The sequence below is a fragment of the Streptococcus intestinihominis genome, assembly GCF_046824975.1.
Classification (GTDB): domain Bacteria; phylum Bacillota; class Bacilli; order Lactobacillales; family Streptococcaceae; genus Streptococcus.
Genome location: NZ_JBKQBL010000002.1, coordinates 111,126 through 135,408 on the forward strand (window position 1 = coordinate 111,126; position 24,283 = coordinate 135,408).

Annotated in this window: 23 protein-coding genes and 1 riboswitch; of the genes, 20 read left to right on the plus strand and 3 right to left on the minus strand. The window is 42.5% G+C overall.

From position 1 onward, the window contains the following. The 6 genes from ACLOR3_RS03845 to ACLOR3_RS03870 all read left to right on the plus strand — a co-directional run. On the plus strand, positions 1 to 1,456 hold a 1,456-nt coding region (locus ACLOR3_RS03845; protein ID WP_412037010.1), incomplete at its 5' end, for an ABC transporter ATP-binding protein. A 12-nt stretch (positions 1,457 to 1,468) separates the two neighbouring features. Beyond that, on the plus strand, positions 1,469 to 3,250 hold the full coding sequence (locus tag ACLOR3_RS03850) for an ABC transporter ATP-binding protein (RefSeq protein ID WP_411400357.1): 1,782 nt from the start codon (positions 1,469 to 1,471) through the stop codon (positions 3,248 to 3,250). A 120-nt stretch (positions 3,251 to 3,370) separates the two neighbouring features. Beyond that, positions 3,371 to 3,925, plus strand: a complete 555-nt coding sequence (locus ACLOR3_RS03855; protein ID WP_412037011.1) for a GNAT family N-acetyltransferase — start codon at positions 3,371 to 3,373, stop codon at positions 3,923 to 3,925. A gap of 195 nt (positions 3,926 to 4,120) precedes the next feature. Continuing rightward, positions 4,121 to 5,437 (plus strand): branched-chain amino acid transport system II carrier protein, encoded by a 1,317-nt coding sequence (gene brnQ / locus ACLOR3_RS03860; RefSeq protein ID WP_154852943.1) that lies wholly within the window; start codon positions 4,121 to 4,123, stop codon positions 5,435 to 5,437. 162 nt (positions 5,438 to 5,599) lie between these two features. Next, positions 5,600 to 6,307, plus strand: a complete 708-nt coding sequence (ccdA2, locus tag ACLOR3_RS03865) for a thiol-disulfide oxidoreductase-associated membrane protein CcdA2 (RefSeq protein ID WP_023023299.1) — start codon at positions 5,600 to 5,602, stop codon at positions 6,305 to 6,307. Positions 6,308 to 6,329: 22 nt separating this feature from the next. Continuing rightward, positions 6,330 to 6,902: a TlpA family protein disulfide reductase gene (locus ACLOR3_RS03870; protein WP_366961689.1), complete on the plus strand. Its 573-nt coding sequence runs from the start codon at positions 6,330 to 6,332 to the stop codon at positions 6,900 to 6,902. A gap of 183 nt (positions 6,903 to 7,085) precedes the next feature. On the opposite strand, the gene ACLOR3_RS03875 is transcribed toward ACLOR3_RS03870, so the two are convergent. From ACLOR3_RS03875 to ACLOR3_RS03885, 3 genes are read right to left on the minus strand one after another with little or no spacing between them, the layout of a single operon-like run. Further along, positions 7,086 to 8,321, minus strand: a complete 1,236-nt coding sequence (locus tag ACLOR3_RS03875; protein ID WP_343093651.1) for an NAD(P)H-dependent oxidoreductase — start codon at positions 8,319 to 8,321, stop codon at positions 7,086 to 7,088. A gap of 18 nt (positions 8,322 to 8,339) precedes the next feature. Continuing rightward, positions 8,340 to 8,945 (minus strand): NADPH-dependent FMN reductase, encoded by a 606-nt coding sequence (locus tag ACLOR3_RS03880; protein ID WP_006596326.1) that lies wholly within the window; start codon positions 8,943 to 8,945, stop codon positions 8,340 to 8,342. A 24-nt stretch (positions 8,946 to 8,969) separates the two neighbouring features. Then, positions 8,970 to 9,863 (minus strand): FAD:protein FMN transferase, encoded by an 894-nt coding sequence (locus ACLOR3_RS03885; RefSeq protein ID WP_411400421.1) that lies wholly within the window; start codon positions 9,861 to 9,863, stop codon positions 8,970 to 8,972. A gap of 245 nt (positions 9,864 to 10,108) precedes the next feature. On the opposite strand from ACLOR3_RS03885, the gene nox reads away from it, so the two are divergent. The 14 genes from nox (at position 10,109) to ACLOR3_RS03955 (ending at position 24,229) form a co-directional block, all read left to right on the plus strand. Continuing rightward, positions 10,109 to 11,485: a H2O-forming NADH oxidase gene (nox, locus tag ACLOR3_RS03890; protein ID WP_411400355.1), complete on the plus strand. Its 1,377-nt coding sequence runs from the start codon at positions 10,109 to 10,111 to the stop codon at positions 11,483 to 11,485. Between the two features lie 108 nt (positions 11,486 to 11,593). Continuing rightward, positions 11,594 to 13,135: a ClC family H(+)/Cl(-) exchange transporter gene (locus ACLOR3_RS03895; protein ID WP_048691251.1), complete on the plus strand. Its 1,542-nt coding sequence runs from the start codon at positions 11,594 to 11,596 to the stop codon at positions 13,133 to 13,135. A gap of 93 nt (positions 13,136 to 13,228) precedes the next feature. Continuing rightward, entirely contained in the window at positions 13,229 to 14,098 is an 870-nt protein-coding gene (gene efeO / locus ACLOR3_RS03900; protein WP_023026835.1) for an iron uptake system protein EfeO, read from the plus strand. A 2-nt stretch (positions 14,099 to 14,100) separates the two neighbouring features. Next, positions 14,101 to 15,309, plus strand: a complete 1,209-nt coding sequence (gene efeB / locus ACLOR3_RS03905; protein ID WP_411400354.1) for an iron uptake transporter deferrochelatase/peroxidase subunit — start codon at positions 14,101 to 14,103, stop codon at positions 15,307 to 15,309. After that, on the plus strand, positions 15,287 to 16,969 hold the full coding sequence (locus ACLOR3_RS03910; RefSeq protein ID WP_411400353.1) for an FTR1 family iron permease: 1,683 nt from the start codon (positions 15,287 to 15,289) through the stop codon (positions 16,967 to 16,969). Before efeB ends, ACLOR3_RS03910 begins: the two co-directional genes overlap by 23 nt. Next, a complete protein-coding gene (gene tatC, locus ACLOR3_RS03915) occupies positions 16,959 to 17,678 on the plus strand; it encodes a twin-arginine translocase subunit TatC (protein WP_411400352.1) in 720 nt (239 codons plus the stop codon). Before ACLOR3_RS03910 ends, tatC begins: the two co-directional genes overlap by 11 nt. A 3-nt stretch (positions 17,679 to 17,681) precedes the next feature. Further along, a complete protein-coding gene (locus tag ACLOR3_RS03920) occupies positions 17,682 to 17,879 on the plus strand; it encodes a twin-arginine translocase TatA/TatE family subunit (protein WP_411400351.1) in 198 nt (65 codons plus the stop codon). 254 nt (positions 17,880 to 18,133) lie between these two features. Beyond that, positions 18,134 to 18,259, plus strand: coding sequence for a hypothetical protein (locus ACLOR3_RS03925; RefSeq protein ID WP_267471994.1), 126 nt, complete (start codon positions 18,134 to 18,136; stop codon positions 18,257 to 18,259). Between the two features lie 57 nt (positions 18,260 to 18,316). Further along, a complete protein-coding gene (locus ACLOR3_RS03930) occupies positions 18,317 to 18,877 on the plus strand; it encodes a sugar O-acetyltransferase (RefSeq protein WP_411400350.1) in 561 nt (186 codons plus the stop codon). Then, on the plus strand, positions 18,874 to 19,596 hold the full coding sequence (locus ACLOR3_RS03935) for an alpha/beta fold hydrolase (protein ID WP_154852919.1): 723 nt from the start codon (positions 18,874 to 18,876) through the stop codon (positions 19,594 to 19,596). The genes ACLOR3_RS03930 and ACLOR3_RS03935 overlap by 4 nt, the downstream gene beginning before the upstream one ends. 179 nt (positions 19,597 to 19,775) lie before the next feature. After that, positions 19,776 to 20,759, plus strand: coding sequence for a GMP reductase (gene guaC / locus ACLOR3_RS03940; RefSeq protein WP_048716041.1), 984 nt, complete (start codon positions 19,776 to 19,778; stop codon positions 20,757 to 20,759). After that, positions 20,752 to 20,847, plus strand: a riboswitch (purine riboswitch). (Overlaps the previous gene by 8 nt.) 75 nt (positions 20,848 to 20,922) lie before the next feature. Next, positions 20,923 to 21,504 (plus strand): xanthine phosphoribosyltransferase, encoded by a 582-nt coding sequence (locus ACLOR3_RS03945; RefSeq protein WP_411400348.1) that lies wholly within the window; start codon positions 20,923 to 20,925, stop codon positions 21,502 to 21,504. After that, positions 21,504 to 22,766, plus strand: a complete 1,263-nt coding sequence (locus ACLOR3_RS03950) for a nucleobase:cation symporter-2 family protein (RefSeq protein ID WP_411400347.1) — start codon at positions 21,504 to 21,506, stop codon at positions 22,764 to 22,766. The genes ACLOR3_RS03945 and ACLOR3_RS03950 overlap by 1 nt, the downstream gene beginning before the upstream one ends. Before the next feature lie 116 nt (positions 22,767 to 22,882). Continuing rightward, the gene (locus ACLOR3_RS03955; RefSeq protein ID WP_411400346.1) at positions 22,883 to 24,229 is read left to right on the plus strand and encodes an MATE family efflux transporter; all 1,347 of its coding nucleotides are present in this window, start codon (positions 22,883 to 22,885) and stop codon (positions 24,227 to 24,229) included. Positions 24,230 to 24,283: the final 54 nt, after the last annotated feature.

Genomic DNA, 24,283 nt, shown 5'->3' on the forward strand with positions numbered 1-24,283 from the left:
AAAGCTTCAGGAATATTCCCACCATGAGTATGAGAAGATTGGTGTTTCTTCCTTGGTGACGCGAATGACCTCAGATGCCTTTGTCTTGATGCAGTTTTCTGATCAGATGTTGAAGCTTGGCGTCATTACCCCTATCATGATGCTCTCGAGTATTCTGTTGATTTTACAGACAAGTCCATCTCTTGCCTGGATTGTGGCGATTTCGATGCCATTTTTGGCGGTGGTCGTCTGGTATGTAGCTATCAAGACCAAACCTTTGTCAGAGAAGCAGCAGGAAACCTTGGATAAGCTCAATCAATATGCGCGCGAAAACCTTACGGGACTTCGGGTCATTCGTGCTTTTGCGCGTGAAGAATTCCAAGAGGAAAAGTTTGGCCAAGCCAATGCAATCTATGCGGACAACTCCAATAGACTCTTTAAATTGACCGGCTTGACGGAGCCGCTCTTTGTTCAAATCATCATCGCCATGATTGTAGCTATTGTATGGTTCGCCTTGGATCCTCTAGGGGATGGAAGTTTAGAAATCGGGAATCTTGTCGCCTTTATCGAATACAGTTTCCATGCCTTGCTTTCTTTCCTATTCCTAGCTAATCTCTTTACCATGTACCCACGGACAGCTGTTTCTAGTCATCGTTTGAAGGAAATCATGGATATGCCGATTTCTATCGATCCAAATGAAAATGGAGTTACAGAGACAGAAACCAAGGGCTATTTGGAGTTTGACAATGTTACCTTCGCCTATCCTGGTGAGACAGAGAGTCCAGTCCTTCATAATATTTCCTTTAAGGCTAAGCCGGGCGAAACCATTGCCTTTATCGGATCGACCGGTTCTGGAAAATCTTCTCTGGTCCAGCTCATTCCTCGATTCTATGATGTGACCTTAGGGAAAATCTTAGTGGATGGTGTAGATGTGCGTGATTTTAATGTTAAAGCCTTGCGACATAAGATTGGATTCATCCCACAGAAGGCCTTACTCTTCACGGGGACTATTGCCGAAAACCTTCGTTACGGAAAAGAAGATGCCAGCATTGAGGAGCTAGACAAGGCAGCAGATGTGGCCCAAGCTAAAGAGTTTATCGAAAGCAAGGAAGAGCAGTTTGACACTCATTTAGCAGAAGGGGGAAGCAACCTTTCTGGTGGACAGAAACAACGTTTATCCATTGCGCGTGCAGTTGTTAAAGAGCCGGATATCTATATCTTTGATGATTCCTTCTCAGCTCTTGACTACAAGACAGATGCTACACTGAGAAAACGTCTCAAGGAAGTAACAGGAGATGCGACCGTCTTGATCGTAGCCCAGCGGGTTGGGACCATCATGGATGCGGATCAAATCATCGTCTTGGATCATGGGGAAATCGTCGGTCGTGGAACCCACGAGGAACTCCTGGCAACCAATGAAATCTACAGTGAGATTGCTCGCTCTCAGTTGAATAACCAATCATTAACAGAAGAATAGGAGGGGGAGAAAATGAAAGAAAAACGTTCCAGTTTTGTACGTCTTTGGGGCTATCTAAGAGCTTATCGTTTTGCCGTTATTTTCGCTACACTCCTAAAGATTCTGAGTGTGGTTATGAGTGTCATTGAGCCCTATATTCTTGGACTTGCTATTACAGAATTGACTGCCAACCTGACAGATATGGCTAGAGGAGTAGCGGGAGCTGAGATTAATGCTGGCTATGTTGGCTGGGTCATGATTGTCTATCTCTTCCGAGGAGTTTTGTATGAGCTTGGATCTTATTATTCCAACTATTTCATGACCAATGCCGTCCAAAGCATGATCGAGGATATGCGTAATGACCTATCTAAAAAGATCAATCGCATCCCTGTTTCTTACTTTGATCAGCACCAATTCGGAGATCTTCTTGGTCGCTTTACCAGCGATGTCGAAACTGTTTCTAATGCCTTGCAGCAGTCCTTCCTTCAAATTGTGAATGCCATTTTCACCTTAAGCTTGGTCATCGCTATGGTGCTCTATCTCAACCTCACTTTGGGTCTAATCGTGATTGCTTCTATCCCGATCACCTTCTTCGGTGCCCAGTTGATTATGAAGAAATCCCAGCCTTACTTTAAGGAGCAGGCTGATGTCCTTGGAGCTCTAAATGGTTTTGTTCAGGAAAACTTGAGTGGTTTCAACGTCTTAAAACTCTATGTACGGGAAGAATCATCGCAAGAAGACTTCCGTGACATTACCCGTCGTCTGCAGCAAGTTGGATTTAAAGCGAATTTTATTTCTGGACTGATGATGCCTATTCTGAATGCAATCTCTGATTTGACCTATCTTTTGGTCGCAGTTATCGGAGCCATTCAAGTTCTTGCAGGTCGTTTGACAGTTGGGAACATGCAGGCTTTTGTCCAGTATGTCTGGCAAATCAATCAGCCTATTCAGAACTTGAGCCAGTTAGCTGGAACCTTGCAAAGTGCCAAATCTTCACTGGATCGTGTCTTCCAAGTCCTTGATGAACCAGATGAAATACTCGGTAAAAATGAAGCTCTAGACAAGGAATTGACTGGACAGGTTAGCTTTAACCATGTGGACTTCCAATATGTGGAAGATAAGCCATTGATCCGTGATTTTAACCTGGAGGTCAAGCCTGGTGAGATGGTGGCCATTGTCGGACCGACAGGGGCAGGGAAAACCACGCTCATCAATCTGCTGATGCGTTTCTATGACGTGACCAAGGGGGCTATTACGGTAGATGGACATGATATCCGCGACCTATCTCGCCAAGATTATCGCAAGCAGTTTGGGATGGTTCTTCAGGACGCTTGGCTTTATGAAGGGACCATAAAAGAAAATCTGCGCTTTGGAAACTTGGATGCAACAGACGAAGAGATTGTCGCTGCTGCCAAAGCTGCCAATGTAGACCACTTTATCCGGACGCTTCCGGGGGGCTACAATATGGAGATGAACCAAGAGTCTAGTAATATCTCTTTGGGACAGAAGCAGTTGTTGACTATTGCGCGTGCCCTGCTAGCTGATCCTAAAATTTTGATTTTGGATGAAGCGACATCCTCAGTGGATACCCGTCTGGAACTCTTGATTCAAAAGGCTATGAAGAACTTGGTGAAGGGACGGACTAGCTTTGTCATTGCTCACCGCTTGTCTACAATCCAAGAAGCGGATAAGATTTTAGTTCTTAAAGAGGGGCAAATCATCGAACAGGGGAACCATGAGTCTCTTTTGGAAGCAAAAGGATTCTATTACGACTTGTACATGAGCCAATTTTCCAAGAAAGTAGAAGCTCAATAAAAACGTCAAAAAAGAGCAGTCGCTCTTGTTTGTTACGCAAAAGACTTCATTTTGTTAGAAGTCGGATTTCTTGAAGGTAGTTGTTTTATTTGCTATAATCGTAGCAGAAATGGAGGCTTTATGCGCTTAACCAGCCAATTAATCACTGAAACGTTCCCAGATTTGGATAAGGTCGAAAGGCTAAACATTGAGGCTTTTCCAGAAGAGGAACGGATTCCTTTATCGGAGTTTTTACGCTATACGGATAATGATGACGCTCACTTTTTCGCTTTTTACAATGAGGAAGAATTTGTCGGATTTGCCTTTGCTATTTCAAATGCTAAGGCCTTTTACGTCAGTTTCTTTGCCATTATGTCTCACTTGCGGAGTCACGGCTATGGTCAAGAAATTATTGAAAAATTAGTGGAATTTTACCAACGGACCATGTTGTTAGAAGTTGAGCGATTGGATGAAGAATGTGATAATCTAGAGCAACGTCAAGCTCGGATGGATTTCTATATTCGAAATGGCTTTAAAACAGCCAATGCTTTTCTTGAATACGAAGACCTTAGTTTCGAGATTCTCTACCGAGGAGAGGGCTTCGATGAGGAGGCCTATCGTGATATCTTCCGTAAACTTCAGGAAGAGAATTATTTTGATTTCCGCATCCAATACCGACGCTTTAGTGAAGATTAAAAACAAAAAGTGCTTCTCTGTTAGATAGCAGAGAAGCACTTTTTTAATTAATGGATGAAGAAGTATATAAGAATCTACAGTAGAGTCTTCTTTGTCTTAAGTTATTTTTAAATGCAATTATTCCAGTAAAAAGAATTGCCGTGGTGGAAGAAAGCTGATATACTAGATAAGATTGAAAAATGTAAAGGAGAACACATGTTACGAAAAGGTTCCTTAACAGGTTTACTGTTATTTGGTATTTTCTTCGGTGCAGGGAACTTAATCTTTCCGCCTGCACTAGGTGCCCAATCGGGTAGCCATTTTTGGCCAGCTATTGCTGGATTTGTCTTATCAGGAGTAGGAATTGCGATTATTACCTTGATCATTGGGACGCTCAATCCTAAAGGCTATATTCATGAGATTTCACGTAAAATCGCCCCTTGGTTTGCTATCGTTTATCTAGTAGCCTTGTACCTCTCTATTGGTCCTTTCTTTGCCATTCCGAGAACGGCTACCGTTTCCTACGAAGTTGGTATTGCCCCCTTGTTAGGAAATTCAAGTGGAAAACTTAGTCTCTTCGTTTTCACCTTGGTTTATTTCTGTTTAGCCTATTTGATTGCCCTTCACCCTTCTAAAATCTTAGATAGTATTGGTCGGATTTTAACTCCAGTCTTTGCTATCTTGATTGTTGTATTGGTTGTCCTCGGTGCCCTCAAATACAGCGGACACGCGCCACAAGTTGCAACAGAAGCCTACCAAGCATCTGCCTTTGGTCAAGGTTTCCTTGAAGGGTATAATACCTTGGATGCCCTCGCTTCAGTGGCCTTTAGTGTGATTGCGGTAACTACCCTTAATCAACTTGGTTTCACCAGCAAGAAGGAATACATTAAAACCATCTGGATCGTTGGGATTGTCGTAGCCATCGGCTTTAGTATTTTATACATTGGCTTGGGTTACCTTGGAAATCATTTCCCAATTCCAGCAAAAGTAATGGCATCTGATGCCAATAAAGGGGTCTATGTCCTTTCAGAAGCAACCAAGGCTATCTTTGGGCCAGCTGCTCAAATCTTCCTTGCGGGTATGGTGACGGTGACTTGCTTCACGACAACAGCCGGTTTGATCGTGTCAACCGGGGAATTCTTCCATAACACCTTCCCTAAAATCTCTTACAAGGTCTATGCGACAGTCTTCACTTTGATTGGTTTTGCGATTGCCAATCTTGGCTTGAGCGCCATTATTGCCTATTCATTGCCTGTCTTGATGATCCTCTATCCAATCACCATTACTATAGTGTTGATTGTGATTGTAAACAAATTTACTCAACTATCAAAACCAGGAATGCAACTGACTATTTTCTTAGTTAGCTTGGTGGCGATTGCAGATGTTCTTGCAAGCACCTTCAAACTTACAGGTCTGGCAAACGTCATTAAAACTTTACCATTTGCTGCCCAATCTCTCCCATGGTTACTCCCAGCAGTAGTTGGTATTGTCCTCTCTCTTTTCTTGCCAAATAAACAAAGCGCAGAAGAATAATAAGTCGTCAATTGAACTCCAAAGTGATATGCTTTGGAGTTTTTGTTTGGCTTTGAAACTAGTTTCTAAATGATCGATTAGAAATCAAAGCGTAGCAGAAATTTTTAATTTAGGAGCTGGAATGTTATACTAGTTGTAGCATATCAATATACGGAGTGTTTTATGAATCAAATCGTTTTCTCCTTCACTGTCTTTCTGGCAGGGATTCTCTCCTTTTTCTCTCCCTGTGTCTTTCCTTTGCTTCCGGTATACATCGGGGTTTTGCTAGGAAGTGATCAGGAAAAATCCATTCAGATTTTCGGGAAGAAGATTCGCTGGCATGGTCTTGTAAAGACCTTGTGTTTTATCGCAGGGATTTCTGTTATTTTCCTTATTATTGGTTTCGGGGCAGGTCTACTTGGGCAAATTATGTACACCAACTGGTTCCGATACTTGATGGGAGCGCTGATTATTATTCTTGGCCTTCATCAGATGGAAGTCTTTCACTTTAACTTCTTAGAAAAGCAAAAAACAATGGATTTCGGAGCCAACAAGCACAAGAATGAATTACTTTCAGCTTTTCTGCTTGGGCTTGGTTTTAGCTTTGGCTGGACGCCATGTATCGGTCCGGTTCTAGGCTCTGTACTTGCCTTAGCAGCATCCAATGGTCAAGATGCCCTCATGGGTGCTCTCTATCTTTTTATCTATACATTAGGGATGGCCATTCCGTTTTTACTTTTGGCTCTAGCATCTGGGATTGTTCTCCCATACTTTAATCGTTTAAAACCCCATCTCTTGTTACTGAAGAAGATTGGTGGCTTGATCATCATCATTATGGGGATTTTGTTGCTCTTGGGACAATTGAATAGCTTGTCTGCTATCTTTTCATAAATCAAATGGAGGTTTACTCATTATGAAAGTTATTAAATACGCCTGTTTTTCGCTTCTTTCTCTGTCTATCCTGACTGCTTGCTCTATGAATCAGTCCGAAAGCGGCATGAATAATCAATCAATGAATAATCAATCAACGACCAACACAACCGCTAGCAAACATCCTTTAGTAGGAAAAGAAGCGAGTGACTTCGAGCTAAAGGATATGAAGGGGAACACGGTTAAACTTTCAGACTATAGAGGCAAAAAGGTTTACTTGAAATTCTGGGCGACTTGGTGTGGTCCTTGTCGACAAAGTATGCCTGAACTGAATAAACTGGTCGAAGAAAAGGACCGAGACTTTGAGATTCTCACCGTTATGGCACCGGGGATGCAAGGGGAAAAAACAGAAGAAGAGTTCGTCAAATGGTTTGCCCAACAAGACTATCAATCAGTTCCTGTTTTGTACAATCCGGACGGATCTGCCTTTATGAATTACCAAGTCCGTTCAATCCCTACGGAAGTCTTTATTGATAGCCAAGGAAAGATTGGACATGTTCAATTAGGGGCAATTTCAAACGAAGATGCTAAGAAGATTATCAAAGAGTTGAAATAAAAGAGGCTGGGACAAAAGTCCTAGCCTCTTAATTATCTTTGGATTGTCGAGCAAGACGCAGTGGTTGAGTGGGCTCTACTACACTGATTTCATCAGCTTTTACAGCCCTACTCAACTGTGCGGAGGTGGGACGACGAAATCGAATTCTAATGAATTACCGATTTCTGTCCCACTCTCTTTTTATTAGTTGCTTGCACCAGATGTAGCATCAGCAGCTCCGTCACCGTGCCCTCCAGCATCTGAAGCACCTGAAGTTGCGTCTGCATCCCCATGGCCGCCAGCAGGAGCGAATGGTCCGCTACCGCCTACTAAGCGTTGACCAGTTGTTTGAAGGTACCAATCCAACCATGGCTGGAAGTTAAAGACGATTTCGTTGATACCAGCGTATGAACCATCTTCATAATACATGGCTTGATAGTTGTGAGTATTGATCACACCTTCTGGAGAGCCTGGAACAATGGTACGAACATATTCTTGGTTTCCGTTGCGAAGAGTACCGATGACCCATTCAACGTTTTTCATACGTGCTGGTGGAAGAGAACCGTGAACGGTTGACATCCGGCTACCTGATTGAGGTGGCACGCGTTTTGCAAACATGGTATCTGGATCTTGGTGGGCATTGTTGTAGTAGAGGAACTGGTTGTTATCATCAGCGTATGTCAATTCGAAAGGCATAGCTTTCAAGAACATATCGATTTGATTAACAGTCAGGATACCGTGGTCCAATTTGACATAAGTATCACCAGATACAGCTCCTGTAATTTCTGCTACTTTTTCTACCCAATCTGGATCATCCGGATCAACCTCAGTAATAGTAGTAGCGATTGGTTTTCCGCAATCCAAATCTTCTGGTTCAATTGGTTTTGGTTTTTTCAATTTAGAAACGACTCCTACGTATTTCACAAAGTTATCTAAGCAAGTTTCAAGGAATTTTACAGTCCCTTCGTTGATGATGTTGCCATCTGCGTCAAAAGCTTCTTTCGCTTTTCCTAGAAGGAATTCGTTCCCTGGAAGGGTATAGGCATTGACACCTGGAGCATCCAGAATCTTACGAAGGTGAACTTGGGCACGAGAAGTCCCTTGGTCATAGTAAGAAGCACCCACGATCATGACCGGTTTGCTTTCAAAAGGATGCACTTCATAGGAGAGCCATTCCAGTACAGATTTGAGGGAAGCGGAAATAGTGTGGTTGTGTTCAGGAGTTGCGATAATCACACCGTCAGCACGGGTAATTTTATTGTTGAGGAGACGCAATTGGAAGCTTTCGTCCCATTTCTCATCTTGGTTAAACATTGGAACTTCATCGATTTCAAGAACTTCCAATTCAAATTTGATCTTGAAGTGACGACGGATGAATTCCAAAAGTTTGCGGTTATATGATTGATCGTAGTTCGATCCTACAAGTCCTACAAATTTCATGCTAATATGTCTCCTATCTTACAAGTTTTCCCAGTCGAAGTCTTCGGCATCTTTGCGAAGCAGTTCTTGAGCGTTGCGCAATTTTTCAGTAACTTTTACAAAGATACGGAAGTCATCAAAGATGGCATCCAATTTCTTGATGACATCAAGGTCTACCAAGTCACCATTTTGATCAAATGCTTGAAGAGAGTGAGAAAGCAAGAATTCGTCTGGAAGGACAGTGGCTTTGATTTCTGGTGAGTTCAAGATTTGACGAAGTTGCAATTGAGCACGAGATGAACCAAGCGTACCATAAGAAGCACCTGTAATCATCACTGGTTTGCTTAAGAGTGGGTAAATCCCATAAGATAACCAAGCAAGGGCACTCATCAAGACAGCAGGGATGGAATGATCGTATTCTGGTGTGCCAATGATGACACCATCAGCTTCCTCGATTTTAGCAGCAATTTCTAAAATAGCCTCAGGGACTTGTTTGTTGGCTGGCTTGTTGAAGACAGGGATATCTTTAATCTCAACCAATTCAATCTCTGCCTTATCAGCAAAATGCTTTTGCATGTATTGAAGTAGTTGGCGGTTTGTTGAACGTTTGGAGTTTGTTCCAACGATCGCAATAAGTTTTGTCATGGAAATTCCTTTCTGAAATTAAAATTACAAATAATCATGTAGCCCACTGGTATAGGCGAGGCGACCTGACTGATAGACTAGAATAGCATCCATGCCAGGTAAGGTTTCAACAATATTTAAAATGTTGGTCGGTTCTTCACCGAACAAGCGCGTGGTCCAAATCTCCCCATCGACTGATCGATCAGAAATAATCGTGAGACTTGCCAGTTCTGTTTCGACAGGATAGCCAGTTTGAGGATCAAAAATATGATGGAAGGACCGGCCGTCAACCTCAAGGTGACGAACATAGGTACCTGATGTCACAACGGACTTATCTGTAACAGATAGAACTAGTAAATGTTCCCCTCTTGGAAGCTGCGGATCTTGGATCCCAATTCGCCAAGGGCGATGACTGACAGGGTTTTGACCAAGGGTAAGGATATTGCCCCCTAAATCAATTAAAGCTTGCTCGATCCCCTGACTCCTGAGATAACTAGCTAGTAAATCAGCACTAAATCCCTTAGCTAAAGCGCCTAGATCAATTTTCATCCCTTTTCTTTTGAGAAAAACAGTTTGTTGATTCGGATCTAAGCAAATCTGATGAGGGTCAATGACTGTTAGGGCTTGTTCAATTTCCCCTTGATTAGGCTTCCTAGCATCTGAAAAACCAATTCTCCAGGTTTGGACAAGTGGACCAATCGCAATGTTTAAATGACTCCCTTGCGCCTGACTATGGCTGGTTCCTAGAGCAATCAGTGAAAAAAGATCTGGATGAACCTTTACGGGTTCAATGCCAGCCTTTTGATTGACCTCCATCAATTCAGAAGAAGAGTCATTGGCACTAAAGCGATGCTCATAGGATCGCAGGAGACTAAAGCAATCGGCCAGTATTTGGTCAGCTTGTTGATGAGAAATCGAAACGGTTATGGTGGAGCCCATTAGGCGTTCGGATCGACTAGTTAGTTCCACAAATAGTAAACCACCTTTCCAATATTCACCTACTTCAAGTTTATCAAAAAGAAAGCCATTTCACAATCCCCCCAAGCAAAATTATTGACATTTTTCAGGACTTATGCAAATGGATTTGAAAATAATATCACAAATTGTAAGCATAAAATTTGGAAACGATATCATTTTCATGTTATAATTGTATGGTAAATAAAATTAAAGGTAGGATTTTTTCTATGAGTAAAATCGTAGTTGTGGGTGCTAACCACGCTGGAACTGCATGTATCAACACTATGTTGGACAACTTTGGAAACGAAAACGAGATCGTTGTCTTTGACCAAAACTCAAATATCTCATTCCTTGGATGCGGAATGGCTCTTTGGATCGGTGAGCAAATCGACGGTCCTGAAGGCTTGTTCTATTCTGATAAAGAAAAATTAGAAGCTAAAGGCGCTAAAGTTTACATGAACTCACCAGTTCTTTCAATTGATTACGACAACAAAGTTGTGACTGCAGAAGTCGAAGGTAAAGAACACAAAGAATCATATGAAAAATTGATCTTCGCAACTGGTTCAACTCCAATCTTGCCACCAATCGAAGGTGTTGAAATTGTTAAAGGTAACCGTGAATTCAAAGCAACTCTTGAAAATGTACAATTCGTTAAATTGTACCAAAACGCTGAAGAAGTTATTAAGAAACTTGAAGACAAGAGCAAACACCTTGAGCGTATCGCTGTTGTCGGTGGTGGTTACATCGGTGTTGAGCTTGCTGAAGCTTTCGAACGTCTTGGAAAAGAAGTTGTACTCGTTGATATCGTTGACACTGTCTTGAACGGATACTATGACAAAGACTTCACACAAATGATGGCTAAAAACTTGGAAGACCACAATATCCGTTTGGCACTTGGTCAAACTGTTAAAGCCATCCAAGGTGACGGTAAAGTAGAACGCTTGGTAACTGATAAAGAAACATTCGACGTTGACATGGTCATTCTTGCTGTTGGTTTCCGTCCAAACACAGCCCTTGCTGATGGTAAGATCGAACTCTTCCGTAACGGTGCTTTCCTTGTTGACAAGAAACAAGAAACATCTATCCCAGGTGTATATGCTGTTGGTGACTGTGCGACTGTTTATGACAACGCTCGTAAAGACACTAGCTACATCGCTCTTGCATCAAACGCTGTTCGTACTGGTATCGTAGGTGCTTACAATGCTTGTGGACATGAGCTTGAAGGAATCGGTGTTCAAGGATCAAATGGTATCTCAATCTATGGTCTTCACATGGTTTCAACTGGTTTGACACTTGAAAAAGCAAAAGCAGCAGGATACAATGCTGTTGAAACTGGCTTCAACGATCTTCAAAAACCAGAATTTATCAAACATGACAACCATGAAGTTGCTATCAAGATCGTTTATGATAAAGATAGTCGTGAAATCCTTGGTGCCCAAATGGTATCACGCGATGCTGCAATCTCAATGGGTATCCACATGTTCTCACTTGCTATTCAAGAACACGTTACAATTGAAAAATTGGCTTTGACAGATCTATTCTTCTTGCCACACTTCAACAAACCATACAACTACATTACTATGGCAGCACTTACTGCTAAATAATGCATTCTATAGAAACGCTCATTTGGGCGTTTTTTTGCTGTTGTCTTACTCAAGAGCTGTGAAAAATAGTATAATAAAAGCAAGAAATCTGGGAGTTGAAGAGAATTTATGAAACAAAGTCAGCAAATCCAAAGAGAATTTCAATCGACCTCGAGATCTATTTTGTCTCAGGTTAGCAGAGGTGTTTTAGTAGGGCTTGTAGTCGGCGCGATTGTCTCGAGTTTTCGATTTTTTATTGAGCATCTCTTTCATATTGTACAGGGATTGTATAAGGATCTTGGAAGAAGTCCGATCAATTGGATCATCATCCTTTCGATGTATCTTTTTATTATTTTGCTAGCTAGACAGCTCATCAAAAAGAACAAAAACGTTAAAGGATCTGGTATTCCTCAAGTAGAAGCAGAATTAAAAGGACTGCTACAGATAGACTGGTGGGCTACGCTTTGGCAGAAGTACATTTTAGGGATTTTAGCAATTGCTAGTGGTCTGATGTTGGGGCGTGAAGGACCCAGTATCCAACTTGGCGCCATGGGAGGAAAGGGGCTGGCTAAGAAACTTGCACTTAGTCCTGTAGAAGAAAGAGCCTTGATTGCCAGCGGTGCCGCAGCAGGTTTGGCAGCAGCATTTAACGCTCCGATCGCTGGTCTACTCTTTGTAGTAGAAGAAGTCTACCATCATTTTTCTCGTGTCTTCTGGGTATCGACCTTGGCTGCGAGTTTGGTCGCAAACTTTGTCTCCCTCAATATTTTCGGTCAAACACCTGTATTAAATATGCCAGATCATATTCCCCATATCGATTTATCCAGCTATTGGATTTTCTTAGTCATGGGAATTTTTCTGGGCCTAACTGGTTATTTCTATGAAGTTGCTGTTTTAAATATTGGTCGGCTATACCAAAAGCTTGGTAGCTGTTTCAAGGTGACTGCTCCTTACTATCCACTCTTTGCCTTTCTTTTGATCCTACCGATCGGTTATTATTTCCCTCACTTATTAGGTGGTGGAAATCAGTTGGTTTTGAACTTAGCGCATGTCCCTCTTAGTATCCAGATGCTGATCTTCTATTTTGCGATACGATTTATTTGGAGCATGATTAGTTACGGTAGTGGTCTTCCTGGTGGCATCTTTCTTCCGATTCTAGCTCTTGGATCTGTTTTAGGAGCCTTGGTTGCGGCTGTTTTATTAAAGTTTGGTCTCATACATTCTAATCAACTTCCCTTGTTTGTCATTTTAGGAATGAGTGGTTATTTCAGTGCCATTTCAAAAGCGCCCTTGACAGCCATGATTCTAGTGACTGAAATGGTAGGAGATATACGAACCTTGATGCCGATCGGCTTGGTGACTTTGACAGCTTACATTACTATGGATCTGCTAAAAGGGGCCCCTGTCTACGAGGCTATGCTGGAGCAATTGATGCCTGAGGTGACCAGCGGTTCAGATGTCTTAACCCTGATCGAAATTCCTGTATCGGAGAAAATAGCAGGCCGTCAGGTTCGAGATTTGGATCTACCGAGAGACCTCCTGATCACAACTCATCAGCATAATGGAAAAAATAGTACGGTGCATGGTAGTACCCGACTCTATCTAGGAGATAGCATCTACCTCGTGGTAAAAGAGACAGATATCGGTCGAGTGAAAGAATTACTTCTTTAATTCATTTTATTAAAGTTTTCTGACAATTGTTGAAAAATGAGAAAATCTTTGCTATAATAGACCACGTAAAGAACGAATCCAGGAGAAATTCTCATGAAAAAACTTGCAGTAACACTCTTATCAGTCGCTTTATTAGCGGGCTGTGCCAATACATCTTCAAAAAACACAACAACAAATAGTTCCTCTTCGACAGTGAAATTGTCTAAAGAGGACCAAAAAGCCTTGGACCAGGCGACAAGTGAATACAAGGAGTTTGTGCAAGGACAAATCGATCAGTTGTTAAAAGATACAGAGGAATTTCAAAGAGTCCTCAAAAGTGGTGATTTAGAAGAAGCTAAGAAGGTCTATCCTTTGATTCGGATGTCTTATGAACGCTCTGAACCAATTGCTGAAAGCTTTGGGGAGTCTGATGTCAAGATTGACTTCCGTTTGGTTGACTATGTCGATGAAAATAAATCAGAAGAAGGATGGTCAGGCTTCCACCGTATCGAACGCATCCTCTGGGAACAAAATACAACCGAAGGCACTGAAAAATATGCAGAGCAATTGGTAAATGATATCAAAGAGTTGAAAGCTAAGATTGCGACAGTAGAAGTAACGCCAGATTTGATGTTGACAGGTGCGGTTGACCTCTTGAATGAAGTGGCGACACAAAAGATCACTGGGGAAGAAGAAATTTTCTCTCATACAGATCTCTATGACTTCCGTGCCAATATCGAAGGGGCTGAGAAGATCTTTGCTCTCTTCAAACCTCTCATTGAGAAGAAGGATGCCAAACTAGTGAAAACCCTTGAAACAGAATTCAAGGCGGTGAATGACTTGTTAGACAAACATATGACTGATGATTCCAACTATAAATCATATACAGACCTAACAGAAGAAGATACCAAAGAACTAGCAGAAGCAGTTACAAAATTGGGAGAACCACTCTCTCAAATGGGAATCATTTTAAACGGTAAATAACAATGACAAAAGACGAAAAATTTTTTGAAAAGAAGATGGATCGTCGCGAATTTCTGAAAAAAGCAGGTATTGGGGGAGCAGGCTTAGCACTTGGTCTATCCGGTGCTTCTGCTTTTTTCGCTAATAAGGAGCAAGGCTCCAAAAATATCGCAGACGGTCAAGAAGAAATTAGCTTTTACGGCAAGCATCAGGCTGGAATTACCACCCCCATGCAGAAGAATATCTATTTTGTGGTGCTCGATCTCCGGACGACAGATAAAAACGAATTGATTCAGTTGTTTAAAGACTGGACAGATTATAGCCAGAAATTAGTCAATGGAGAACTGGTCAAAAAAGATGGATCCAACGCTCTCTTGCCTCCAAGTGATACTGGGGAAACAGTCGGACTAAATCCTTACCGCCTCACCCTAACCTTTGGTGTTTCGGCTAGCTTTTTGACCAAACTAGGCCTTGAAAAGAAACGTCCCAAACTCTTCCGGGATCTGCCAGCTTTTCCTAAGGAACAGTTGAGAGAGCAGTATACGGGTGGTGATGTCGTTATCCAAGCATGTGCAGATGATGAGCAGGTGGCCTTTCATGCTGTCCGCAATCTGATCCGTAAAGGACGGAACAAGGTGACCATGAAGTGGAGCCAATCAGGCTTTGCTGCTATTGGGGATCGTATGGAAACTCCAAGGAACCTTTTTGGCTTTAAGGATGGGACTGCCAACGTTACAACGGAGAAAGATTTTGATAAGGTGGTCTGGGCTGATAGTAATGACTGGATGAAAAACGGCTCTTATATGGCCGTCCGTCGTATTATTATGCACTTAGAGACTTGGGACCGGACCAACCTGCAGGAGCAAGAAAATACCTTTGGACGCTACAAGGAAAGTGGCGCACCATTTGGAAAGAAAAACGAGTTTGACGAGGTAGATCTTTCTCTCTTACCAGTTGATTCACACGTTCGTTTAGCCAAAGAAGTGGATCTGCCAATTTTGCGACGCTCTTATTCTTACTCTGATGGGATTGATCCGAAAACGGGGCAGTTTGATGCAGGATTGCTTTTTATTGCTTTTCAAAAGGATCCAGACCGCTTTGTAAAAATCCAAACCAATCTTGGGGCAGACGATAAGATGAATGAATATGTGACCCATATTGGCAGTGGCCTCTTTGCCTGTTTCGGAGGTGTGAAGGAAGGAGGATACATTGGTCAAGACTTATTTGAATAAATTGTTAGTCGTCCTAGTAGCCTGTCTCTTTTTCATCGTCACCCCTGTCCAAGCTGAGTCTTATAGTGATCTCTTTATCAAAATTACAGATGCAACGACAGCAGTTCGGGATAAGGATCAAGAAAAAGCTCACACTCTTGTCGCAGAGATAAAAGAAGAATTTCTTAAGAAAGCCAATCATGATTCCAAGGCAGGAAAAGAAGTCCAGAAAAGTCTGGACTTGGAAGGTGAGATCACAGAAAAGCAATTGGTGACTGTCTCCACTTCCTTGCTAGCCTTTGAAAAAGAACAAAATCCAGTCGATCTGGATGCTGAAAAAGAGAAGCTAGAAACTCGCTTGAAGCCTTACTTTGAGAAGCTACAAGAGGCGATCACAGCAAAGGATCTCCAAGCGACACGAAAGGCTTATGCCGATTTAAACAATACCTGGACCCGGAATGAAGCGGTTGTCAGAGATCACAGTACCGCTTATTACGGAAAGGTAGAAACAGCTATCTCCTTCTTGAGAAGTGCCATCGAAACGGAGCCTACAAACTTTGACGCCATCCAATCTTCGTACAACGACTTAAAGAATGTACTGGATCAATTTATCAGTGGTGAAAAGATTGAGGAGACTAGCTCCAATCTGACTCTTTCAGATGGGATCAAGCTCCTTAAGAAAGCTCTGAGTCTCTTCCAAGCCAATGACACTAGCCAAGCTAGCAAAGTCATGAAGGAGTTCATTACCATTTGGCCAACGATCGAAGGCGATGTCAGCACGACCAATCCAGCTCTCTATACCCGAGTGGAAAGTCAAAGTCCAGTCATTATGGTTAAGGGGAAGGAAAGCAAGTATCAAAAGCAACTGGAAGCTCTGATTAGTGATCTTTCTGCTATTGATACCACTGCTTCTTATTCGGCAGTTGACGCTATGTTGATCCTCTTACGCGAGGGAGTTGAAGCACTCTTGATTATCATGGCTTTGGTGACAGTTCTCAAGTCAGCTAAATTGATCAAAGGCTTGAAATGGGTCTATGTAGGGGCTCTTCTGGGTATTCTAGCTAGTGCAGCCATTGCAGTCGCTCTTCAATTCTTATTCCCAGCTGTGACCTCAGCTTCCAACCGTGAGGTGATCGAAGGGGCAGTAGGGATTATCGCAGTAGGCATGATGATTGTCATTGGGATTTGGCTACATCGTAAGTCCTCCGTTCAAAAATGGAACCAATTCATGGAAAGTCAGATGAAGGCTGTGACAGCAACTGGAAGTTTCATTTCTATGTTTGCCCTCAGTTTCTTAGCCGTCTTCCGTGAGGGGGCTGAGACTATCCTTTTCTATGTGGGGATCCTCCCTCGTATTCGCTCCTTTGATTTCTTCCTAGGGATCGGCTTGGCACTTGCAGTTTTAGCCATTCTTGCCATTCTCATGACCAAGGCAAGCCATCTAGTCAAGCCACATAAGATTTTCTTCCTCTTGACTTGGATGATTTACGCCCTGGCCTTTAAGATACTAGGGGTGAGCCTGCACGCACTCCAATTAACCAACATGCTACCCAATCATATCTTGAGTAATTTCCCGACGGTCGATTGGGCAGGGATTTATCCGAGCTGGGAAGTTCTTGCTTGCCAAGTTCTATTCGTTCTTATTGTCGTGATTGTAACGGTGAAGCAGCATGAAAAATGAAGATAGTAAGCTCACTATTGTAGAGCATTTAAGCGAGTTTAGACGACGCTTCATCGCTTGTATCCTTTGTTTTTTCATTGTCTTTTGTGGAGCCCTCTTGTTTTCTGATCAGCTTTATGCCTTTTTGACGGCTGGTTTTCGAGAGAAACTCTTGGTCCTTGGCCCTAATGACATTTTAAGCATCTACCTTCAGTTGGCAAGCTTAATAGCCTTTACCATCACCCTGCCCTTCACTCTTTTTCAAGTCTGGCAATTTGTAAAACCAGCTTTGAGAAAGGGAGAAGCAGGAGCTATTCTGCTCTATGTGCCGGCAAGTTTGCTTTGTTTCTTGCTAGGCTTACTCTTCGGCTATTATCTGGTTAGTCCAGCTATTCTCGAGGTGCTCTTGAAGTTGGGACAAGGCCAGTTTACCATTCAGTTAACGGCACAGAACTACTTGGCCTTCATCTTTCATACGACAGTGCCTTTGGGTGTCTTGTTTGAATTGCCGGTCCTTGTAGCTTTTTTGACCTCGATTCATATTTTAACGCCAGACTGGTTAAGGCGCTATCGTCGGATAGCCTACTTTCTATTGCTGGTACTGGCAGTCGTCCTGACGCCAGCTGATTTCATCAGTGATTTAGCAATGACCGTGCCTCTGATCTTGCTTTACGAAGTGAGTCTGGGCATCAGTCGCATCATCTATAACCGTATACAAAAAAGGAGATAAATTATGGGAATTTTACGTGATATCGGTGCACCAGGACTGATTATTATCATCCTGGGAGCCCTCTTAATCTTTGGACCAAAGCGTTTGCCTGAGTTAGGACACTCACTTGGGAAAATGTTCTCTGAATTCAAGTCAGCCGTCAACAATGGTGTCGCTGAAAAAGAAGAGGACAATGAAAAGACTGGTAAGACTGAAGAATAATAGCTTGCCTTTCATGATATTTTCTGACAGAACTATCTTTTGTTCTTTCATTTTCAATAATAGCAAAAGCAGGAGTAGATCGTTAAAACGATATCTAAGTATGAATCCTGCTTTTTGTTATTATTTAACCGTCTGAAAATTTTTGTAAATTACAAATTGAAAACAAATCAATTTTTGATAGCGTTTTCCTTGAATCTAAATTTGGCCAGGAGTATAATAGAGGGTGGAAAAAGTACATTAAAAAGGAGTGTGTCATGATGATCATTAGTGTGATTTTTGCTGTAGCTTACTTCTTGCTGCTTGCCCTTGTTGCGGCTCTTGTTTTCCGAGCGATAGGAAAGATTTTTGAGCTCTTCGATGGCTACCTGATGTACCATTAAGAGATAAACAAGCCCACTCACAATGAGTGGTTTTTTACTATAGAATTTGAGATGAAAATGAAAACAGAATATAAAAAGATGATTTCTGGCGAATATTACAGTCCCATGGATCCAGAATTGAGAAAGTTGGCACAAGAAGCTCGGACCAAGCAATTTGTCTTTAATCAAGAAGTAGACGGTGAGAAGCGGAGTCAACTCATAAAAAGTTGGTTCGGGTCAACTGGAGAAAATCTATCCTTGCACCCCTTCTTGGCTTGTGACTATGGGGTCAATATCCACTTGGGAGAGAATTTTTATGCCAACTGGAACCTAACCATGCTGGATGTCTGCCCGATCAGGATCGGAAAGAATGCCATGATCGGTCCCAATTGCCAATTTCTTACCCCGCTCCATCCGCTAGATCCACACGAGCGGAATGCAGGAAAAGAATATGGAGCTCCGATAACGATAGGAGATAACTTCTGGGCGGGTGGTGGAGCTATCATCCTTCCAGGCGTTACCTTAGGCGATAATGTCGTCGTTGGAGCAGGAGCAGTGGTGACCAAATCCTTCGGGGATAATGTAGTCCTAGCTGGTAATCCAGCCAGAATCATTAAGGAAATAGAGGTGAAAGAGTGAAGTTTTACTTTATCGGAGGACTCGGAAGTAACGAAAATCATATAAGCGAATTTGCTCACTGCTTTCCATACCCCATCACCTATCTAGATCCCTATAAGGTAAAGCTGGAATCTTCCCAAGATTTAGTAGATTGGTTTGAAGCACATGCGGATTCTAATGAAAAGACTTGTATCATTGCCCATTCACTGGGTGGAGACTTGGCTCGATACCTAGCAACCAATGTTCCACAAATTACCCACCTGATTTTGCTAGATGGTGGCTATCTTGACATGGAGCAGATCTTATCGCTGGAGCAAGAAATCGAAGAGACTCTCTCTTATCTGAAGCAACAGGTATTTCCATCTCTAGAGGAAGCTGTTGCAAGTGAACTTGGAGACACTGACAACCCTTCGCCAGCAACTATAAAGGCCATCCAATCCAGTTATCGTTGGAATCCTGAACTACATCATTATGAACTGGATTTGGATCCACAAGCCGTTCTTTCCCTGCTGAGACTCAGACGAGAGCTCCGATCTTTTCAAGCTCCACTAATAGATACCAAGGCCTTGTTTATCGGTCCTAAATACGAGGATGAGCCTGAATGGAGAGCTAGAGCACTTGAAAATTTAGATCCTTCTATCAAGAAGGTGCTCTTAAAGGATCTATGCCACGATTTTTATACAGCAGTTCCTGAGCTTGTCAGCAAAGAAATCATCACTTGGATTCAGATTTGTTCATAAATAACTCATATATAGAAGTTGTTCTATACAATAGTCTAGTAATTTCCGAACATTATTTATATAATCAGCATTCTATTTGAATCGCCTCCGTATCTTTGTTATAATCTTGAATGGAAACGTCGGAAGACGAAGTGATGACCCATCACGATTTAAAATTTAGAAACGAGATTTCAATCCGTATGTTAAACGAATTTCCAATCTTTGATTACGAAGATATTCAACTAATCCCTAACAAGTGTATTATCAAAAGTCGTGCAGAAGCAGACACGACAGTTCAGTTTGGTAAGCACACCTTCAAGCTACCAGTCGTACCTGCCAACATGCAGACCATCCTGGATGAAGATGTGGCCGAACAACTGGCTAAAGGGGGCTATTTTTACATTATGCACCGCTTTGACGAAGCTGGTCGCATTCCATTTATCAAACGGATGCACGATCAGGGCTTGATTGCTTCCATTTCAGTTGGAGTGAAAGATTATGAGTACGATTTTGTGACTCAACTCAAGGACGATGCACCTGAATACATCACCATCGACATCGCTCACGGTCACTCAGATAGTGTCATCCAAATGATCCAGCATATCAAGAAGGAATTACCAGATACCTTTGTCATCGCAGGAAATGTCGGAACTCCAGAGGCCGTTCGTGAGTTGGAAAACGCTGGAGCAGATGCTACCAAGGTTGGAATTGGACCTGGCAAGGTCTGCATTACCAAAGTGAAGACTGGCTTTGGTACAGGCGGTTGGCAGTTAGCCGCCCTTCGTTGGTGTTCAAAAGCAGCGCGCAAGCCCATTATTGCGGATGGTGGCATTCGGACCCATGGAGATATCGCTAAATCCATTCGTTTTGGTGCTAGCATGGTCATGATTGGTTCTCTCTTTGCAGGTCACATTGAAAGCCCAGGGAAAACGGTTGAAGTAGATGGAGAATCTTTTAAGGAGTATTACGGATCTGCTTCTGAGTACCAAAAAGGGGCCTATAAGAATGTTGAAGGCAAGAAAATCCTCCTACCAGCCAAAGGTCATCTGCAAGATACCTTGACAGAGATGGAGCAAGACTTGCAAAGCTCTATTTCCTATGCTGGAGGCCGCAAGGTTGCTGATCTCAAGCATGTCGATTATGTCATCGTTAAGAATTCTATCTGGAATGGTGACTCTCATTAAAACTACAATTACTTATTTATCTTGCGGATTGGCGCAAGGTCTCTACAAGGTGCCGGAACACCTAACAATAAGTAAGTCTTAGATTGATCCAGGGATACTTGGATTCTGTAGAGGCTTACTTAGTAAGTCTCTATTTTTTGTTCCAAACTGTTTAGGAGAAAACATGAAATTATTAGAAGAACGTATATTGAAAGACGGAAATGTCCTGGGAGAAAACATCCTCAAGGTCGATTCCTTCTTGACCCACCAAGTGGATTACCAGTTGATGAAAGAGATCGGTAAGGCTTTTGCGGATCGCTTTAAAGATGCTGGTCTGACTAAGATTGTGACCATTGAAGCTTCAGGAATTGCCCCTGCCCTCTATGTGGCAGAAGCTTTGGAACTTCCCATGATCTTTGCCAAAAAAGCTAAGAATATTACCATGAACGAAGGGATTTTGACAGCAGAAGTCTATTCCTTTACCAAACAAGTGACCAGTACGGTTTCCATTGCTAGCAAGTTTTTAACACCAGATGATCGTGTCTTAATCATCGATGACTTTCTGGCAAATGGCCAAGCAGCTAAGGGCTTGATCCAGATTATCGAACAAGCGGGTGCGAGTGTAGAAGCAGTCGGTATCGTCATCGAGAAATCCTTCCAAGATGGCCGTGGACTGCTAGAAGAACTCGGCTACCCAGTTGTTTCACTTGCTCGTTTGGACCGTTTTGAAAATGGTCAGGTTGTATTTAAGGAGGCAGACATCTAATGCAAAAACAAGAAAACCATTCACAGGCAGCCATTCTAGGCTTGCAGCACCTATTGGCCATGTATTCGGGCTCTATTTTAGTACCGATCATGATTGCGGGAGCTTTGGGTTATAATGCCCAGCAATTGACCTATCTCATCTCTACAGATATCTTTATGTGTGGGGTAGCCACCTTCTTGCAATTGCAATTAAACAAATACTTCGGGATTGGTCTTCCAGTCGTCCTCGGGGTTGCCTTCCAGTCTGTGGCACCTCTCAGCATGATTGGAGCTAGCCATGGTAGTGGGGCTATGTTTGGTGCCTTGATTGTTTCCGGGATTTATGTGGTTCTGGTTTCAGGTTTCTTCTCTAAAATTGCTAACCTTTTCCCATCTATTGTGACGGGATCTGTCATTACGACCATTGGTTTGACATTGATTCCAGTAGCGATTGGGAATATGGGGAACAATACTGAAGAGCCAACAGTTCAAAGTCTGATTTTAGCTGTGATTACCATCCTCATCATTCTGGTGGTTAACATCTATACAACTGGCTTTATCAAATCCATTTCTATTTTGATTGGGTTGATCGTTGGGACAGCCATCGCAGCTTCTATGGGCTTGGTAGACTTCGCACCTGTAGCACAAGCTCCAGTCGTTCACGTTCCAACACCGTTCTTCTTTGGAGCTCCTAAGTTTGAAATTACTTCAATCGTCATGATGTGTATCATCGCAACTGTTTCCATGGTCGAATCGACTGGTGTCTATCTTGCTCTTTCAGATATTACAAAAGATCCAATTGATAGCACGCGCCTTCGTAATGGCTACCGTGCTGAAGGATTGGCTGTCCTTCTCGGCGGTATCTTCAATACCTTCCCATACACTGGATTCTCACAAAATGTCGGCTTGGTGAAATTGTCTGGTATCAAGACCCGTCTTCCAATCTACTACGCGGCTGGTTTCCTCGTTCTTCTTGGTCTCCTGCCTAAGTTTGGAGCTTTGGCGCAAATCATTCCAAGTCCAGTACTCGGTGGAGCTATGCTAGTCATGTTTGGTTTTGTGTCTATTCAAGGGATGCAGATCCTTGCGCGTGTTGATTTTGAGCACAATGAGCACAATTTCCTCATCGCAGCTGTATCGATCGCAGCAGGGGTAGGATTGAACAACAGTACCCTCTTTAATGGCCTACCAAGCGCCTTTAAAATGTTCTTTGCAAACGGAATTGTTGTTGCCAGCGTCTTGGCTATCATTCTGAACGCCATCTTGAACCGTAATAAAAAATAATCTAAAAAAACTGAGGATCCGTTAGATCTTCAGTTTTTTAATTTTTTTGACATTTAAGGAGACATATAGTAGAGTGGTAAGAGAAAATTTCAACTTGATAAGAAGAGAGTCCTACCATGTATCTAACCCATCATTTTAAAGAGCGCTTGCGCTTATTTATCAGTCTATTTATCCCCCTCCTGGTCTATCAACTCGCCAACTACTCTGCCAGTTTTGTGGATACGGCCATGACGGGGCAATACAATACCTTGGACTTAGCTGGAGTCTCGACTGCCACAAGTCTCTGGAACCCCTTTTTTACCTTTTTAACGGGGATTGTATCAGCTTTAACACCAATTATCGGTCATCATTTAGGGCAGGGGAATAAAAAACGAATAGCTTCTGATTTTTATCAATTTATCTATCTCTCTTTCATGATGGCTGTCCTCTTGATTGCTTTCGTCTTGCTGATTGCACCGATTGTCTTAAGAAAAATTGGTCTAGAAAGTGTCGTAGCTGGGATCGCAACCCGTTATTTAGCCTTTCTGTCTCTAGGAATTTTGCCACTCTTACTCTTTAGTGTGGTCCGTTCCTTGCTGGATACCTTGGGCCTCACTCGCTTGTCCATGTACCTCATGCTCCTCTTATTGCCTTTAAATGCAAGTTTTAACTACATGTTGATCTATGGAGCTTTTGGTCTACCTGAGCTAGGAGGAGCAGGAGCAGGACTGGGGACATCCTTAGCTTACTGGGTTCTCCTCATCATTGCATTTTTGATCCTTTTCAAACATCCTAAAGTAGCTATCTACCAATTATGGAAGATCCAACCTCTCAATCTCAAAGAGATGAAAGAGACGATCCGACTCGGATTACCGATTGGAGGGATTGTATTTGCTGAAGTGATTATCTTCTCTGTAGTCGGCTTGCTCATGGCTAAATTCCCATCTATGACTATTGCCAGTCACCAGTCTGCCATGAACTTCTCAACCCTTATGTACGCTTTCCCAGCTAGTATCTCCAATACCATGGCTATTATTGTTTCCTTTGAGATTGGGGCTGGTCGTCCCGATGTCGTTCGTCAATATTGTCGGATTGGACGCTGGACAGCCTTTGGATTTGCCTTCTTTACCCTCACTTTCCTCTATCTGTATCGCTATCAAGTGGCGGGTCTCTATGGAAGTGACTCAGAATTTATTCATCAGACAGCCATTTTCATGACCTATAGTCTACTTTTCCAAATAGCAGATACGGTCGCAGCACCGATTCAAGGGATTCTTCGAGGCTACAAGGATACAACTGTCCCTTTCCTACTTGGAGTCTTTAGTTACTGGTGTGTCTCTATTCCCTTGGGGATCTTTTTAGACCATGTCACTAACCTAGGTCCATATGCTTACTGGATTGGCTTGATTTCTAGCATTGTCGTTAGTGGTATTTGTTACCAGATGCGACTATGGCAGATTCAAAAGAAATACCAAATTTCCTAAAAGAGGCTGGGACAAAAGTCCTAGCCTCTCAATTGTCTTTGGATTATCGAGCAA